Origin of the sequence: Streptomyces griseus subsp. griseus, from assembly GCF_000720255.1 — a bacterium.
GTDB lineage: Bacteria > Actinomycetota > Actinomycetes > Streptomycetales > Streptomycetaceae > Streptomyces > Streptomyces griseus_I.
Map to the genome: position 1 here is coordinate 20,899 of NZ_JOJE01000062.1, position 15,222 is coordinate 36,120.

The following is a 15,222-nucleotide window of genomic DNA, read 5'->3' on the forward strand; positions in this document are numbered from 1 at the left end:
TCCGGCATCCTCTGTCGAGTTGGACATTCCTCTTCCCCGTAACGCCTGCCCCGGATCGCCGTGTCCATGTTCATACGGGTTGGTCATACCGCTTCCTGCCAGGGGCGGACACCCTTTCGCCGCATCCGATGCCCGTCTCCCCGGGGAAGAGATCCGCAGGGGGGACACCGACACGCGGACGCCGACACGGAAGCGGAGACCTGATGAAGGGTGACGAACGGGGCGCGGGCCCGCGCTGCCTGGTGACCGGTGCCACGGGGTACATCGGTGGCCGGCTCGTCCCGGAACTGCTCGCCGCCGGATACCGGGTGCGCTGTCTGGCCCGCTCCCCCGACCGGCTGCGCGGCCATCCGTGGTCCGACGAGGCGGAGGCGGTACGGGGAGACGTCACGGATGCCGGGTCGGTCGCCGAGGCCATGCGGGACGTGGACGTCGCCTACTACCTGGTGCACGCGCTCGGCACCGGTGACGACTTCGAGGAGACCGACCGCAGGGCGGCGCGCGTCTTCGCCGAACAGGCCCGGGCGGCGGGAGTGCGACGCGTCGTCTACCTCGGGGGTCTCACCCCGGCCGGCGTGCCGGAGCGCGAGCTGTCGCCGCACCTGCGCTCGCGGGCCGAGGTCGGCCGGATCCTGCTGGACTCGGCGGTCCCGGCCACCGTGCTGCGGGCGGCGGTGATCATCGGCTCCGGGTCGGCCTCGTTCGAGATGCTGCGCTACCTCACCGAGCGGCTCCCCGTGATGGTCACCCCGAGCTGGGTGCACACCCGCATCCAGCCCGTGGCGGTACGGGACGTGCTGCGCGCTCTCGTCGGCAGCGCCCGGATGCCGCAGGACGTGAACCGGGCCTTCGACATCGGCGGGCCGGACGTGCTGACGTACCGGGAGATGATGCTGAGGTACGCGGAGGTCGCGGGTCTGCCCCGCCGGTTCATCGTGCCCCTCCCGGTACTCACCCCCGGGCTGTCCAGCATCTGGGTGGGTCTGGTGACGCCCGTGCCGGCGTCCATCGCCCGGCCCCTCACCGAGTCGCTGCGGCACGAGGTGGTCTGCCACGAGCACGACATCGCCCGGTACGTGCCCGACCCGCCGGGCTGCCTGCTCGGCTTCGACGAGGCGGTGCGGCTGGCCCTCCAGCGCGTCCGGGACGCCCGGGTGACGACCCGGTGGTCGTCCGCCTCCGTGCCCGGGGCCCCGAGCGACCCCTTGCCCACCGACCCCGACTGGGCCGGAGGAAGCCTCTACAGCGATTGCCGGGAACTGACCGTCGACGCCTCGCCCCAGGCCCTGTGGCGGGTCGTCGAGGGGATCGGCGGCGAGAACGGCTGGTACTCCTTCCCCCTCGCCTGGGCGGTGCGAGGGTGGCTGGACCGGCTGGTCGGCGGGGTGGGGCTGCGTCGTGGGCGCCGGGACGCGTCACGGCTACGGGTCGGCGACTCGCTGGACTTCTGGCGGGTGGAGGAGATCGAGCGGGGCCGGCTGCTGCGACTGCGGGCCGAGATGCGGCTGCCGGGCCTGGCCTGGCTGGAGATGCGCTGCGAGACGGACGACGACGGCCGCACCCGCTACCGCCAGCGTGCCCTGTTCCATCCGCACGGGCTGCTCGGCCAGGCCTACTGGTGGAGCGTCTCACCCTTCCACGCCGTGGTGTTCGGCGGCATGGCCCGCAACATCGCGCAGGCCGCGGAGACGGGCGCAGCGGTCCGCAGCCGGGAACGCGCGCCGCTGCGTTGACGCAGGCGCATCCGAAGGACCGCCTCACGGCGAAGTACCCCGGTACCGATTTCCTCTCCTCACCGGAGTTCGCCCCATGAACGTCTCCGTCGTCCTGTTCACGGCCGATCTGCGGCTGCACGACCATCCGCCGCTGCGGGCGGCCCTCGACGGTCCCCACGACACCGGGGGCTCCCACGGCTCACAGGGCTCCCGCGAGGTGGTTCCGCTCTTCGTCCGGGACCGGGCCGTGGACGCCGCCGGGTTCGCCGTACCCAACCGGCTGGCCTTCCTCGCCGACTGCCTGCACGACCTCGACGCGGGTCTGCGCGAGCGGGGCGGGCGTCTGGTGGTCCGCTCCGGTGACCTCGTCGAGGAGGTGTGCAAGGTCGCCGCCGAGGCGGAGGCGGACGAGGTGCACATGGCGGCCGACGTCAGTGCCCACGCCCACCGGCGCGAGCGGCGGCTGCGGCGCGCGCTGGAGGCGGAGGGGCTGCGGCTGCACGTGCACGACACGGTGACCACGGCGGTCCCGCCCGGGCAGGTGACCCCGGCCTCCTCGGACCACTTCGCGGTGTTCACGCCGTACTTCGGGCAGTGGTCGCGGCACAGGACACGCGAGACGCTCGGCGCCCCCAGGTCGGTACGGGTCCCCGACGGGGTCGGATCCGAGGAACTGCCTTCCCGCGCGGACCTCTCAGGTGTGTCTCCGGGGGTCGCCCGCGGAGGCGAATCGGAAGGCAGGAGACGGCTGGTTTCCTGGCTGCGCGGTGGCATCGCCGCGTACGAGGACCGCCATGACGACCTCGCGGGCGACGCGACCTCCCGCCTCTCGCCCCATCTGCACTTCGGCACCCTCTCCCCCGTCGATCTCGTCCGGCGGGCGCGCGACGTGGGCGGCCCGGGCGCGGAGGCGTTCGTACGGCAGCTGGCGTGGCGTGACTTCCACCGGCAGGTGCTCGCCGCGCGTCCCGGGGCGGCCACGGCCGACTACCGCACCAAACGTGACCGTTGGCGGTCCGAGCGCATCGCGCGGGAGGACGTCGAGGCGTGGAAGGAGGGCCGCACCGGTTACCCGGTCGTCGACGCCGCCATGCGCCAGCTGCGGCACGAGGGGTGGATGCACAACCGCGGCCGCCTGCTGACGGCGAGCTTCCTCGCCAAGACGCTGTACGTCGACTGGCGGGTCGGCGCGCGCCACTTCCTGGAGCTGCTGGTCGACGGCGACGTCGCCAACAACCAGCTCAACTGGCAGTGGATGGCCGGAACGGGCACCGACAGCCGGCCGAACCGGGTCCTCAACCCCGTCACGCAGGCCAAGCGCTACGACCCGGACGGGGCGTACGTGCGGCGCTGGGTGCCGGAACTGGGGGGCCTCGACGGAGCCGCCGTGCACGAGCCGTGGAAGCTGCGGGGCCTGGACCGGGCCGCCGTCGACTACCCGGACCCGATCGTCGACCTCGCGGAGGGGCTCGCGCGGTTCAGGCGAGGGCGAGACCGCGACTGACGGACCGGGCGTGCGGAGGGGCGGCGCGGTTTCGGCCACGACTACGGGTCCCGCCGTGCGTCACCGGCTCACGTCTCCGGCCCGGCGGGCGCCTCGCCGCCGTACGGGCCGGACAGGGTGTCCAGCGCATCCCGCAGGGTCGTCGGCCGGAGCATCCCCGGGGCGGGGCGGCCGAGCCAGCCGGGGCCGCCGAGTATCACCGTGGGCCGTCCGCGGGCGCCCCGGACACCCCACTGCGCGTCGGCGACGTGCCGGGCCAGGGGCACGCTCGCCGAGGAGCGGGACTGCGCCCACAGCACGACGGCCACCGGGCCGAGCCGCTCCACCGCGGCGGTGAGTGCCTCGGCGGGTACGGCGGCGCCGAACATCCTGGTGGGCACCCGGAGCCGGGTGAGTCCGGCGTTGAGTGCCTCCAGCGGCAGGGTGTGCTGTTCGCCGGGTACGCAGGCCAGCACGACGGGCCCGGCGCCGGTGGTGCCGCCCGGTCCCGTCGGAGGGCGGGTGTGCCGACGCAGGGTGCTGGAGACGTGCCAGGACAGCAGGTGCTCGACCTCGACGTACCGGTCGCCGGAGGAGGCCCACTTGCGTCCCACGGCGTGCAGCGTCGGGACCATGACCTCCTGCCAGGCGACGACCAGCCCGTGGTCCGCGACGGCGGAGTCCAGCAGCTCGTCCACGACCGGCACGTCGAGCCGCACCGCGGCGCGGGCCAGGCCCCGGCACTCCTGGCGCACGTCGCCGAGGGGCGGCGAGCCCGCGGCACGCGAGCGGCCGCGGGGCTCCTCGGGGGGCGGCTCGGGTGCTCGGACCGCTGCCCCTCCCCTGGCCGTGCGGGCCGCCTCGGCGGGTGGCACTCCGGCGGACGTGAGTCGGCACATGGTCTCCAGCACGACCACGTCCTCGGGGCTCCACCGCCGGTGCCGGCCGTCGGCGCGGACCGCCGGCCCGATGCCGTAGCGGCGGTCCCAGGAGCGCAGGGTCGTGGGCGACACACCCAGGCGACGCGCCAGCGCACCGGTCGTGAGACTCACGGCAGCGTCCGTGCATTTCGCCATGGAACCGACTATACGATGCAAAACCGATGCAAGTTGAGCGGCTCGGTCGGTTGCCCGGACGATGGCGGCACCTGAGAGGAGCCGTCTCGATGAGATCGCATCCGTGGGCCCCGGTCGAGGAGTCGCTCGCCGACGAGGAGCTGGCGCGAGGACTCGTGGCCGGTGACGAAGCGTGTCTGGCCGCCGCCTACCACCGCTGGTCCGCCCTGGTGCACGCACTCGCCCGACGCTCCCTGGGCGACCCTAGGGAGGCCGAGGACGTCACCCAGCAGGTCTTCCTCGGCGTGTGGTGCGGACGTCGGGGGTACCGGCCCGAGCGCGGCACGATCGCCGGTTGGATCGTCGGCATCGCCCGGCGGAAGATCGCCGACGCCCTGTCCGCCCGCAGCCGCCGCGGTGAGCTCGCCACCTGGGCCGGATCCGCCCTCGCCCTCACCGATCCGCAGCGCGGCCGCCCCGAGGCCGCGCTGGACCGCGTCCTGGTCAGCAGCGAACTGGCCAAGCTCCCGTCGGCCCAGCGGCGGGTGCTGCGGCTGACCTTCTACGAGGACCTCACGCAGACCCAGATCGCGGAGCGCACGGGCTGGCCCCTGGGCACGGTGAAGAGCCACGCGCGGCGCGGCCTGGACCGGCTGCGCCGTCGCCTGGAGCCGGAGGGGAGCGTCTGAGGCCCCGGTCGGCAACTCTGTCTGTTCCTGCATCCGCGGGCACTCCTCGGACGGAACTGACGGACGGGGCACCCGCCCTCGGAGAGGGTCGGCGCTCTCCGGGGGCGGGCTCACACCCGGCGCAGGGCGGCCCTTGCCGTCGGGTTCACCACGACACCCGGGCCCATGTACGGGCCGAGCTGGTTCATGTGCGCGATGGGCGTCTGGATGATCATCGCCGCGTGGATCACCGGCGACAGCCCCGTAGCCGGGGTGATCTGCAACCACATCGTCATCGGTCATTACTCAGCTCTCGGCGGTGACCCGGCCCACCCAGTCCTGGATGAGCCGGACGGTCAGCTCGGGCTGTTCCTCGTGCAGGTAGTGGCCGACATCGACCCAGTGGTCCACACGGGAGCCGGGTACGTGCAGGGTGTTCCGCTCCCAGTCGGCGGCCTCGGCCGATGTCCACACCGTCAGGGCCGGCTGCGTGCGTCGGCGCAGGTACCTCTCGCTGTGCGGGCGGATACCGACCGCGCCCCGGTCGGTGTACATGCCTGCGTAGGCCTGGGCGATGACGTGGTCCGGAGTTCCGAGCATGGTTCGGATGTGCGCGGTGCGCAGCCCCGGCGGGGCCTGAGGGGAGAACGCGCCCGCCACGAAGGTGGCCGCCGCCAGGGCCCCCCGCTCCCGGTACTCGGCCGACCGCCCCGGAATCATGTCCACCTCGGTGCCGTGCGCACCGTGGGCCGGGTCGAGGGCGATGACCGACCGGACCAGCTCCGGGTGCCGTACGGCGAGCAGGTTGACCACCTGGCCTCCCATGGAGTGGCCGACGGCCACCACCGGACCGCAGTGGAGGGCGTCGACCAGCGCGGCCAGGTCGTCCGCCATCTCCACCGGCGTGTTGCCTTGTTCCGGCACATCGGAGCGGCCGTGACCCCGCAGGTCGGGCACGATCAGACGGAACCGGTCGGCCAGGGTCTCGGCGTGGCCTGACCATTCCCTGCCGTCGCCGCCCCAGCCGTGCACCAGCAGCAGGGCGGTGGCGTCGGCGGGCCCGAGGCTCGTACAGAACAGCCTGACGTTGCGGTGCGGGAAGGGGATGTGGGTCACGGTCGGGTCCGATCAGCACTCAGAGTGAGAACAGGAGGGTGCCGAACCCCGGGTGGTCGCACTGGAAGGGTGCGCCCTCCGGCCGTAGCCGGCCCGCCACCCGGGAGGTGTACGGGGCGGACCGGCCGGCCCGTTTCACATAGTGGTTGTACGCCATCTCGTAGATGGAGCGGAACGTGCCACGCCCGTCGGTGGAGAGGGCGGGCCAGTGCCAGTCGCACCGGCCGAAGGCGGGGTCGTACGGGACGGTGTTGCCGAGGTTGTACTTCGCCGTGTACTCGAAGCCGGACAGCAGCAGCGAGTCGGAGGCGCCGTAGAGGTCAAGGCCCTGGATCCAGCCGGTCTGGCAGATCTCGGCGAGTGAGCCGAGGATCAGCTGGGTGTGCGCCTGGTCGCGGCCGGACTCGCAGCACTGTCCGGTGCCCGGCTGGACCAGTTTGGTCAGCCCGCAGCAGCTGTGGGTGTAGAAGGCGTCGTAGGCGTCGTTGAACAGGGTGAGGTTGTTGCAGGCCACCGCGATCTGCAGCATGCCCTTGAGGCCCATCAGACCGTAGCCGCCGTCGCCGTAGACGTTGATCAGGGGCACGAAGATGTTCTCGAACATCGCGACCGTCCGGGCGAGTTCGGCGGGCGTCCAGCTGCCCGAGGGGCCCGTGTAGTGCATGATCTCGACGGCGGCGGCCAGTTTGGCACCATAGATCCCGGCGGCGAGTTCGGCGTCCTTGCCGTTGATCTCCTGAAGGGCGTTCGTCCAGGACTTAATGATCTCCAGGGCCTTGTTCGCGTGGGCGGTGTCCCGGGTGATGTACCACATGAGGGCGTTCTGGTAGGCGGCGTTGCAGTCGTACCAGAGTTCCGTGTTGCCGGCCTCGTCTGCGCTGCCCCGGGTCACGGTCTCCCGGCCGCCGGCGACGACGTAGGCCGACCTGGAGAAGAAGTCGGCGGCGAAGACCTTGTAGCCGTCGATCCACGGTGCCGCGCCGGCCGCGACCTTGCCGCGGATGCGGTCGAGGTCGGCGCGGCTGTGCAGTACGCCCGGGTGGGTCAGCGAGGTCAGACCGGAGGTGACGGCGCCGGCCGGGCGGGCGGTGGCGAGTCCGGCGCCGGTGAGGCCGGCCGCTCCGGTTCCGACGGCGGTGATCTGCAGGAATCGGCGGCGGGTGGGGGTGGCGGGCGGCTCGTTCATGAAGTGGTGGCCTTTCACTCGGCGTTGAGTGATTGAGGGCTTGGGGGGTGGGCCGGTGCGGTCCCCCGCACCGCACCGGCCGCGAGGGGGCTCAGCCGCGGTACAGGACCAGGCTGCTGCGCGGGCCGAGCTTCGGCCGTTGACCGGGGCCGACCGTCCGGCCGGTGGCGAGGTCGCGGGCGGGGCCGAAGTCGGTTCTCGTCGGAAGGGTGAAGGCCTTGTCCGTGCTGGTGTTCATGGCGACGAGGTAGTCGCCGTACTCACAGAGGTAGAAGGGCGCGCGGCCGACCAGCATCGTCTCGACACCGTCGAAGTGCACGCCGAGGGTGGGGTCGGGGACGTCGGCCGGTACCGGGGCGAGGTGGTAGACGTCGCCGGCGAGGGCCTGGTGGAGGGTGTCACCGGGGGGCGGGAATCCACCGGGCGGGATGTGGGAGGCACCGGGGTCGTTGATGGCGTAGTCCCACAGGACCCAGTCGCGGGCCGTGAAGGTGTCGCCGGTGGTGCCCGCGCTGCGCTCGCGGATGGTGGCGGAGCGCTGGTCGACGGGGGTGATGTGGTGGACGCGGGCGTAGTTGTTGACGCCCTGGCGGGAACGGAAGTAGAGCGAGGCGAAGAAGAGTTCGTCGCCGTTCTTGACGGCCACGCAGCCGTTCTCCTCGTCGGTGAGGACGAAGTCGGGCTGGTCCCAGCCGGTGGGTATCCGGCCCGGGCGGGAGGCCAGCGCCTGGAAGTCCGGCCAGTCGCGGGAGAGGAACCGCAGGGCGTTCAGGCCGACGCGGGTCCAGGTGTGAGTGGCCTGGAGGTTCAGCTGCGGGTAGAGCTGGCCGTCGGCGGCCATCTCCTGCGTCCAGCCGACGATCTCGGGGTCCTTGAACACGGCCGCCGACATCACGGGGTTGGAGTCCCAGGCGGTGCGGGAGGCGTAGGCGGTCTCGCCGGGGTAGACCTCGTTGCGCCAGCCGATGACGGTCTCGATGCGGGAGATCCGGTGGTGGTCCTTGTCCACGTCGATCACCCGGAACTTCCCGCGCGCCTTGGTCATCATGACCATGTGGTCGCGCAGTTCGGGCGCTTCCTGGCCCTGGTACCCGCGCGTGACCGACTCGTACATCATGACCAGCCAGTCGATGACCTCGCCGTAGCTGCCGACGTAGCCGAGCTCGCGGGTCAGGCCCGCCCTGGTCACCTGGTAGTAGCCGTCGCCGAGGGGCTTGGTCGGCTTGCCGTCCTGGTCCTCGGGGCCGAGGTAGGGGACCAGACCGATCGACTGGTACATGTAGTCGCGGGCCTTGTCCTCCGGGAGGGCCAGGTTTGGGGCGAGGAGCTTCAGGCCGCGGTTGGTCTGGTAGAGGCCGATGGCACAGATCTGGGCCTGGTTGCTGTAGTGCGGGAAGTGCCTGCGCCAGTAGTCGCGGCTGGACTTCAGCATGTCGACATAGGCGTCCTTGCGCACCGGCGGCACGGGCGTGGTCGTGTTCGCGGGGGCGACGAGAGTGACGTCGTCGAACCAGGCGGTGCCGGGACCGTTCAGGCGCAGTGTCATCTGCATCTGGGTCGCGCCGGCCGGGGTGTCGAAGACGAACTTGACGAACTCCCAGTCGTGCGTGCCCTTGGTCGCGTACACCTTGTGGTCGGTGCCCACCAGCTTGCCGCTCGCGTCGTAGAACAGCGGGTCGATGTGGGCGCCGACGCCCGTGACACCCTCGGTCCTGATCCAGGCGCCGTAGGTGTACGTGCCTGAGCCGATCTTGGTCTTCCCGTCCGGGTAGACGTAGACCTTGCCGTCGGACGCGGTGGCCGAGAGCTTCAGGGAGGCCGATCCGCCGCGGGCGACCGTGGTGTCGCGGGTACAGGTCGCGTCCGCGCTCAGCGCCCAGCCGGGTGCCGACCAGGCCTGCGGGGTGTCGCCGCCCGCTTCGAAACCGGGATTGGTGATGGCGTACGGCGAACCGGTCACCTGCGTGCCGAGACGGTCGCCGAGGTGCTCCCACAGCAGGGCCAGCACCAGGCCGACCCGGCCGAAGCCCTGCCACTGCTGGTCGGAGCCGGTCATGACGGTGCTGTCGGCCTTCCAGGCCATGTAGCGGCCGTCGATGGCCTGCAGCACCCGGTCGATCGCCTCCGGCCTGCCGTAGGCCGGGCTCCCCGACCACAGGTAGCCCTCGGCCAGCGACTGCATGGCCCAGCCGTCCAGGGTGGCCGGGTTGGCGGTGGTGAGGAGGTTCTGCTGGTCCTTCTGCACCCGCGTCCTGATGGCGTCCAGGACCTCCTCGCCGCCGGTGCGGGCGGTCGGTGTGGGCGCGGTGCCCTGGACCTCGCCCTTGGGCGGTACGAAGCAGGGGTCGGTGTGGGTGTAGAGACGGTAGATGCCGCGGGACGGCGTGGTCATGGTGCGGTAGAGCTGACTCGCGTCCTGGCCGTAGGACCAGATGCGGCCCATGGCCCGGATCTCCAGCGTCACCTTGTCCTTGCCCGCGGTCATCTTCTCCGGCAGCGGCAGGGTGTGGAAGAAGAAGCGGCCCGGGGTGCGCGGGGCGGTGTCGAGGATGTCGAGGCTGTCGACGGCGCCCTGGTCCTCGTAGCCGACCTGCTGTCCCTCGCAGAAGAGCTGGAGGCGCCACATGTTGGTGCCGGACCCGGCCTCCTCGGAGGTGTCGTCGTAGTCGTCGCCCCAGAGGCGGACGGTGACGTACGTGGTGCCGGTGGGGTTGACTGCGACGTCGAACTCGAGGGTGCCGCCCCAGTACGAGGCGGGGGCGGTGGGGTTGAGGACACGTGCCGGCTGGCCGAGGCCGCCGGTGACCGTGTCGGAGAGGGTGGCGGTGAGGCCGTGCGCGGCCTCGGAGTCCGCGTCGCCGAAGACGACGACGTCGAGCGGTGCGCAACCGCGCGGGCCGGCTGCGGCCGGCTCATCCGGCTCGGCCGCGAGGGCGGGGGCGGCGGTCGGCAGTCCGATGGCGGCCGCGGCGACACCGGTGGCTCCGGCGTACTTCAGCACATCGCGTCTTCTGGGTGCGTTGGGCACGGTGGTTCCTTTACTTGAGGCTGCCCATGAGGATTCCGCTGCGCCAGTACTTCTGGAGGGCGAACATGAAGACCGCCAGTGGGATGATCGACAGCAGCGACCCGGTGAGGACGAGGGTGTTCATGTCGCGGGCGGTCTGCGCCTGTTGCACCCAGGAGAAGAGGCCCAGGGTGACGGGGAAGGAGCGCTCGCCGTTCAGCATGAACAGGGGGAGGAAGAAGTTGTTCCAGATGTTGACGAAGTCGAGCATGAAGATGGTGATGCCGCCGGTGCGCATCAGCCGGAGGGCGACCGAGAAGAAGATCCGTGTCTCGCTCGCGCCGTCGATACGGGCGGCCTCCATCAGCTCGGTGGGCACCGAGGTATCGGCGTACACCTTGCCGAGGTAGACCCCGAAGGGGTTGATGAAGTACGGGATCAGCACCGCCCAGACGGTGTTGGTGAGCCCGATCTCCGCGAACACGAGGTACAGCGGGAACGCCAGCAGCGTGCTCGGCAGCAACGAGGCACCGACGATGACGCCGAACAGGGCGCCTCGGCCCCGGAACCCGAACTTCGCCAAGCCGTAGCCGGCGGCGAGCGAGACCAGGGTCGAACCGGCGGCGCCTACGGTGGAGTAGAGGACCGAGTTGAGGATCCAGCGGCCGAAGACCCCGTCGTGGTAGTCCCAGATCGCCTGGAAGTTGTCGGCGAGGTGGTTGGAGGAGAACCACAGGCCGAACGTCGAGTACAGGTCCGTCTGGTTCTTCGTCGAGGCGACCAGCAGGAACCAGGTGGGTGCGAGCGAGTAGAGCAGGAAGACGATGAGCAGTGCGGTGGTCAGCGCCACCGCGCGGCGGGTCGGGCGCGCTCCCCCACCGGAGTCGGTTGCGGTGTTCGTGGCGCTGGCACTGCTCATGACACTTTCCTGTTCGTGACGCGGTAGAAGACGAACGCGAGGACGCCGGTGACGACGGCCAGGACGAGCGACTCGGCGGCCGCGTACTGGTAGTCGCCGGTCTTGAACGCCCGGTCGAAGATCTCCAGCATCGGGGTGAAGTCCGTGCTGATGGACTCGGGCGCCACGTACCGCAGGAACAGCGGCTCGGTGAACAGCTGAAGCCGGCCGATGAGTGAGAACATGCCGGTCAGCACCAGGATCCCGGTGATGTTGGGGACCTTGATCGACCAGGCGATCCGCCACTCCTTCGCCCCGTCGAGCCGGGCGGCTTCGTACAGCTCGCGCGGCAGCGCCTGGAGCGAGGCGGAGATCAGGATCATGTTGAAGCCGATGCCCTGCCAGGTCAGCAGATTGCCCAGTGAGAGGTAGGTGTCGATGCCGCCGAAGAAGGTGACGCTCGTGCCGGCCCGGTTCGCGATGTCGATGATGGGACTGGCGGTCGGGCTGTAAAGAAACAGCCAGATCAGGGTCGAGACCACGCCCGGGATGACGTACGGGATGAGCAGTCCGGCCCGGAAGAAGCGCACCGCGCGGGCCGCGACGCCGTCGAGCAACAGGGCCAGCAGGAGTGAGACGCCCAGCATGACCGTGATCTGTGCGGCCCCGAAAAGCAGGGTGCGCAGCATGCCGGTCCAGAACGTGCCGTCCGACAGGATCGCGGAGAAGTTGGCGAAGCCCGCGTAGACGATCTTCGTCGGGCCGAAGCCGATCCCGCTGCTCTTCTTCTCGTGCAGGCTCTGGCTGAAGGCGTAGCCGATCGGCACGACGTAGGTGAGGAGGAAGCCGATCAGGAAGGGCATCATGAACAGCAGGCCCTTGGCGGCTCCGCGTCTCCCGGTCCGGCGGGGGGAGGTCCGCCGGGCCGGGGAGTCGGTGGCGACCTTCGCCGGTCGCGTGAGGGTGGACAACGATGTCTCCAGGTCAGGTGGTTCAGCCGGCCGCAACGGCCTTGACGCCCTTGTTCTTCAGGTCGGCGAGCACCCAGTCCTGAAGGTGTGTCAGCATCTCCTTCACCGTGAGCTGCTTCTTCATGACCTTGCCCCACTGCTTCTGCATCTCGGAGTACATGGCCGCGTAGTCCGGCCCGTACTGCCACTGCTCTCCGACCCGGGAGGCCGCGGTGGTGATGATCTGCGCGCTGTCCGACTTCCCGTTGAACATCTCCGTCGGGATGATCTTGTCGACGTACGGGGAGACGTCCTTGACCGCGGGGAAGAGGCCCGACTTTGAGGCCGGGTCGGTGAGCGCGGTCAGGGATTCCTTGCTGCTGGAGAGCCAGGCGGCGAACTGGACGGCCCGATCGGGGTACTTGCAGCCCTTGAGTACGGCGGTGACGTCGAAGTTGCTGGAGGTCTGCGGCTTGGCCGGGTCGAAGAGGGGAGCGTCGGCGAGCTGCCACTTCCCTTTTGACTTGGGGAAGTTGGTGTCGTAGATCGGCAACTGCCAGGTGGACGTGGTCATCAGGATGGTCTTGCCGAGGTCCCAGGTCTTGAAGACGCCCGGGTCGGCGTAGGAGGCGTTGGAGGCGAGATTGTCGTCGACCAGCTGCTGCACGATGTCGCCAGCCTTGAGCGCGTCGGGCGAGGTGAAGCCGATCTCCCAGTGGTCACCGGCGATCCTGTACCACTGCGCGCCGGCCTGCCAGGACAGGTCGACGAGCGTGCTCGGGTCCTCCCCCGCCATGTTGAAGATCTTGATGTTCTTGTCCTTCTTCTGCACCGCCTTACCGGCGGCGATCACGTCGTCCCAGGTGGTGGGGGCCTTGACGCCGTACTTCTGGAACAGGTCCGCGCGGTAGGCGGTGAACAGCGGGGAGGAGCCGGTGGGGATGCCGTAGGTGGCGCCGCCGGGGCTCACCGCGTTCCACGCGGGAGTGGTGTAGGCGTCCTGGTACTTCGCCGCATCCTTGGTGATGTCGGTGAGCAGGCCGTCGGCGGCGAAGTTCGCCAGATTCATCCCGTCCATCTTGGACAGACAGGGCGCGTTGCCGGACGTGATGGCGGCCCGCAGCTTCTGGTAGACGGTGTCGCCGGCCGCGTTGACGTACTTCACCTGGGTTTCGGGGTGTTCCTTGTTCCAGACCGCGACCTGCTGCTGGATGCCCTCGGTCCAACTCCAGAACTCCAGCTGGACCTTGCCCTTGGTGGTCTTCGCCGCCGAGTCGGTGTCGTCACCGCCGCCGCAGGCGCTCAGGGCGAGAGACAGGGAAAGAGCGGCGGCCGCGCCGGCGAAGGCTCTCGTACGGATGGTGCTCATCAGTCCTCCGGAGAAGGGCGGACAGCGCCTGCGGCGGGGGAGGGCGCGGGCGGCTGAAGGCAAGCAGGACAGGGGAGACGTAAGATTCAGCGGTAGAAACCGTTTCCCGTGGACCGTAAGACCTCAAAGGGGCGACCCACAAGAGTCCGGTGGTCAATTGTTTCGCAGGGCTTGCGAGCAGGTAACTCAAGGAGCGCCACTGACCTGCTGTTCGCTGCGCCGACCCGCTGCCGCACTTGGATCGTTCGGGTTTCAGCGAGCGGAAGGGAACATTGACCGGCAGACTGAACGCGCTCTAGCGTGGAATACGGTTACTACTCCGTTCCCCTCTCCTCCCCTCCCTGTAGATGCGGAGCTCGATGCCCACTCCACAGCTGCCCCGCGCCCTGTTCGCCATGGACCCGGTGCACCTTCCCGCGCTCTTCCCGCCCCGGCTGATGGCACGACTGACGTCACTGGCCCGGCTCGATCCCGCGCTGGTCGTAAGGGACTTCAGCGACCCGGCGGTGGCCGGGCCGCTGGCGGAGGCCGAGGTGCTGATCACCGGCTGGGGCTGCCCGCGTGTGGACGGGCACGTCCTGTCCGCGGCCCCGCGGCTGCGAGCGGTGCTTCACGCCGTGGGCAGTGTGCGCAGCCTGCTGGCGCCGGCGGTCTGAGGCCGGGGCGTCGAGGTGTCCAGCGCGGTCCGGGCCAACGCGATTCCGGTGGCCGAGTACACGCTCGCCGCGATCCTGCTGTCCGGCAAGGACGCTTTCGGACTGCGGGAGCGGTTCCGCTCCGACCACGTGTTCCCACCACTCGGCGACCACGCGCCGGTCGGCAACCTCGGCAGGGGTGTAGGGGTCATCGGGGCGTCGCGGGTCGGACGCCGCCTGCTCGAACTGCTGCGGCCCCTCGACTTCTCGGTGCGGCTCCACGACCCGTACGTCGACGCCGGAGAGGCCGCGGAGCTCGGTGCCGTACTCGACGAGCTGATGAGCACCAGCGACATCGTCACCTTGCACGCGCCGGACACCCCCGAGACGCTGCGGATGCACAACCGCCGCCGGCTGGCGCTGATGCGGGACGGCTCGGTGCTCGTCAACACCTCCCGGGGCGCGCTCGTCGACACCGAGGCGCTCACCGACGAACTGGTCACCGGGCGGATCGGGGCGGTGCTGGACGTGACCGAGCCCGAGCCGCCGCCCGCGGACTCGCCGCTGTACCGGCTGCCCAACGTCTTTCTCACCCCGCACATCGCCGGGTCGCTCGGCAACGAGCTCGAGCGGCTGGGGCGTACCGTCGTGGAGGAGCTGGCGCTGCTGAGGGCGGGGGCACCGCTCGCGTGTGCGGTGGTTCAGGCGGACCTGGTGAAGAGCGCCTGAGGGTGCGAGTGGCGTGCGGGGGGTGTCAGCGTCCGCTGACGCCGAGCGCGTCGAGGATGTGCGGCCAGGCAGAGGCCCCCAGGAGTGCGTCGGCCTCGGGCGTGCCTCCGTACTGGAAGCGCGGAGAGGCCGGTGCCGGGCCCTCCCCTGGCAGTCGTGGTCGATGACCGGCATCGTGGCGGCCGATCAGGCGCACTGTGGCGCCGGCTGAGCGCCGGCGCTGCGCAAGCTGTTCGGCGAAGCGCAGGGACGGCCACATCGCGTCGGCGCCGCCTGCTACGAGCAGTAGGTCAGCGCGGGCCTTCTCGACGGGGATCTCCGCCGGCGGGACCAGGTGGGCGAAGGTTTTCTCGCTGAGTTCGTACCAGTCGCGGATGGCTACGGGGCAGGGGGCCGCGGCCGGGCTGGGGG

At 70.5% G+C, this 15,222-nt stretch carries 12 protein-coding genes and 1 pseudogene; 4 read left to right on the forward strand and 9 right to left on the reverse strand.

The window, feature by feature from the left end; genetic code table 11:
- Positions 1 to 203: 203 nt before the first annotated feature.
- Complete coding sequence (locus tag IG99_RS40850) at positions 204 to 1,733, forward strand: SDR family oxidoreductase (protein ID WP_037683606.1); 1,530 nt, start codon at positions 204 to 206, stop codon at positions 1,731 to 1,733.
- 76 nt (positions 1,734 to 1,809) lie between these two features.
- Entirely contained in the window at positions 1,810 to 3,219 is a 1,410-nt protein-coding gene (locus IG99_RS40855; RefSeq protein ID WP_037683609.1) for a cryptochrome/photolyase family protein, read from the forward strand.
- Between the two features lie 68 nt (positions 3,220 to 3,287).
- On the opposite strand, the gene IG99_RS40860 is transcribed toward IG99_RS40855, so the two are convergent.
- Positions 3,288 to 4,274 (reverse strand): MerR family transcriptional regulator, encoded by a 987-nt coding sequence (locus tag IG99_RS40860; RefSeq protein WP_037683611.1) that lies wholly within the window; start codon positions 4,272 to 4,274, stop codon positions 3,288 to 3,290.
- 89 nt (positions 4,275 to 4,363) lie between these two features.
- Between IG99_RS40860 and IG99_RS40865 the strand changes: the two genes are divergently transcribed.
- The gene (locus IG99_RS40865; protein WP_037683612.1) at positions 4,364 to 4,942 is read left to right on the forward strand and encodes a sigma-70 family RNA polymerase sigma factor; all 579 of its coding nucleotides are present in this window, start codon (positions 4,364 to 4,366) and stop codon (positions 4,940 to 4,942) included.
- A gap of 110 nt (positions 4,943 to 5,052) precedes the next feature.
- Here IG99_RS40865 and IG99_RS52425 read toward each other — a convergent pair whose 3' ends face one another.
- From IG99_RS52425 to IG99_RS40895, 7 genes are all read right to left on the reverse strand, one after another.
- A complete protein-coding gene (locus tag IG99_RS52425) occupies positions 5,053 to 5,217 on the reverse strand; it encodes a hypothetical protein (protein WP_463607368.1) in 165 nt (54 codons plus the stop codon).
- 10 nt (positions 5,218 to 5,227) lie between these two features.
- Positions 5,228 to 6,037 carry an alpha/beta fold hydrolase gene (locus IG99_RS40870; RefSeq protein ID WP_234312130.1) on the reverse strand — a complete coding sequence of 270 codons (810 nt, stop codon included), beginning with the start codon at positions 6,035 to 6,037 and terminating at the stop codon, positions 5,228 to 5,230.
- A gap of 19 nt (positions 6,038 to 6,056) precedes the next feature.
- A complete protein-coding gene (locus IG99_RS40875; RefSeq protein ID WP_037683614.1) occupies positions 6,057 to 7,223 on the reverse strand; it encodes an alginate lyase family protein in 1,167 nt (388 codons plus the stop codon).
- 91 nt (positions 7,224 to 7,314) lie between these two features.
- On the reverse strand, positions 7,315 to 10,251 hold the full coding sequence (locus IG99_RS40880; protein ID WP_037683616.1) for a hypothetical protein: 2,937 nt from the start codon (positions 10,249 to 10,251) through the stop codon (positions 7,315 to 7,317).
- Between the two features lie 10 nt (positions 10,252 to 10,261).
- Entirely contained in the window at positions 10,262 to 11,149 is an 888-nt protein-coding gene (locus IG99_RS40885) for a carbohydrate ABC transporter permease (protein WP_051866556.1), read from the reverse strand.
- The gene (locus tag IG99_RS40890) at positions 11,146 to 12,099 is read right to left on the reverse strand and encodes a carbohydrate ABC transporter permease (RefSeq protein WP_037683619.1); all 954 of its coding nucleotides are present in this window, start codon (positions 12,097 to 12,099) and stop codon (positions 11,146 to 11,148) included. The genes IG99_RS40885 and IG99_RS40890 overlap by 4 nt, the downstream gene beginning before the upstream one ends.
- A 22-nt stretch (positions 12,100 to 12,121) precedes the next feature.
- Positions 12,122 to 13,447 carry an ABC transporter substrate-binding protein gene (locus tag IG99_RS40895; protein ID WP_051866558.1) on the reverse strand — a complete coding sequence of 442 codons (1,326 nt, stop codon included), beginning with the start codon at positions 13,445 to 13,447 and terminating at the stop codon, positions 12,122 to 12,124.
- 359 nt (positions 13,448 to 13,806) lie between these two features.
- Here IG99_RS40895 and IG99_RS40900 point away from each other — a divergent pair.
- Positions 13,807 to 14,811: pseudogene (locus IG99_RS40900) on the forward strand (hydroxyacid dehydrogenase).
- A gap of 25 nt (positions 14,812 to 14,836) precedes the next feature.
- On the opposite strand, the gene IG99_RS40905 reads toward IG99_RS40900, so the two are convergent.
- The coding region (locus IG99_RS40905; RefSeq protein WP_324606170.1) for an acyl-CoA thioester hydrolase/BAAT C-terminal domain-containing protein at positions 14,837 to 15,222 on the reverse strand (386 nt) is incomplete at its 5' end.

What these genes read in the sequence shown, in the direction of transcription:
- IG99_RS40850 (WP_037683606.1), top strand. Translation starts at nt 204, where the DNA reads ATGAAGGGTGACGAACGGGGCGCGGGCCCGCGCTGCCTGGTGACCGGT.
- IG99_RS40855 (WP_037683609.1), top strand. Translation starts at nt 1,810, where the DNA reads ATGAACGTCTCCGTCGTCCTGTTCACGGCCGATCTGCGGCTGCACGAC.
- IG99_RS40860 (WP_037683611.1), bottom strand. Translation starts at nt 4,274, where the DNA reads ATGGCGAAATGCACGGACGCTGCCGTGAGTCTCACGACCGGTGCGCTG.
- IG99_RS40865 (WP_037683612.1), top strand. Translation starts at nt 4,364, where the DNA reads ATGAGATCGCATCCGTGGGCCCCGGTCGAGGAGTCGCTCGCCGACGAG.
- IG99_RS52425 (WP_463607368.1), bottom strand. Translation starts at nt 5,217, where the DNA reads ATGACGATGTGGTTGCAGATCACCCCGGCTACGGGGCTGTCGCCGGTG.
- IG99_RS40875 (WP_037683614.1), bottom strand. Translation starts at nt 7,223, where the DNA reads ATGAACGAGCCGCCCGCCACCCCCACCCGCCGCCGATTCCTGCAGATC.
- IG99_RS40885 (WP_051866556.1), bottom strand. Translation starts at nt 11,149, where the DNA reads ATGAGCAGTGCCAGCGCCACGAACACCGCAACCGACTCCGGTGGGGGA.
- IG99_RS40895 (WP_051866558.1), bottom strand. Translation starts at nt 13,447, where the DNA reads ATGAGCACCATCCGTACGAGAGCCTTCGCCGGCGCGGCCGCCGCTCTT.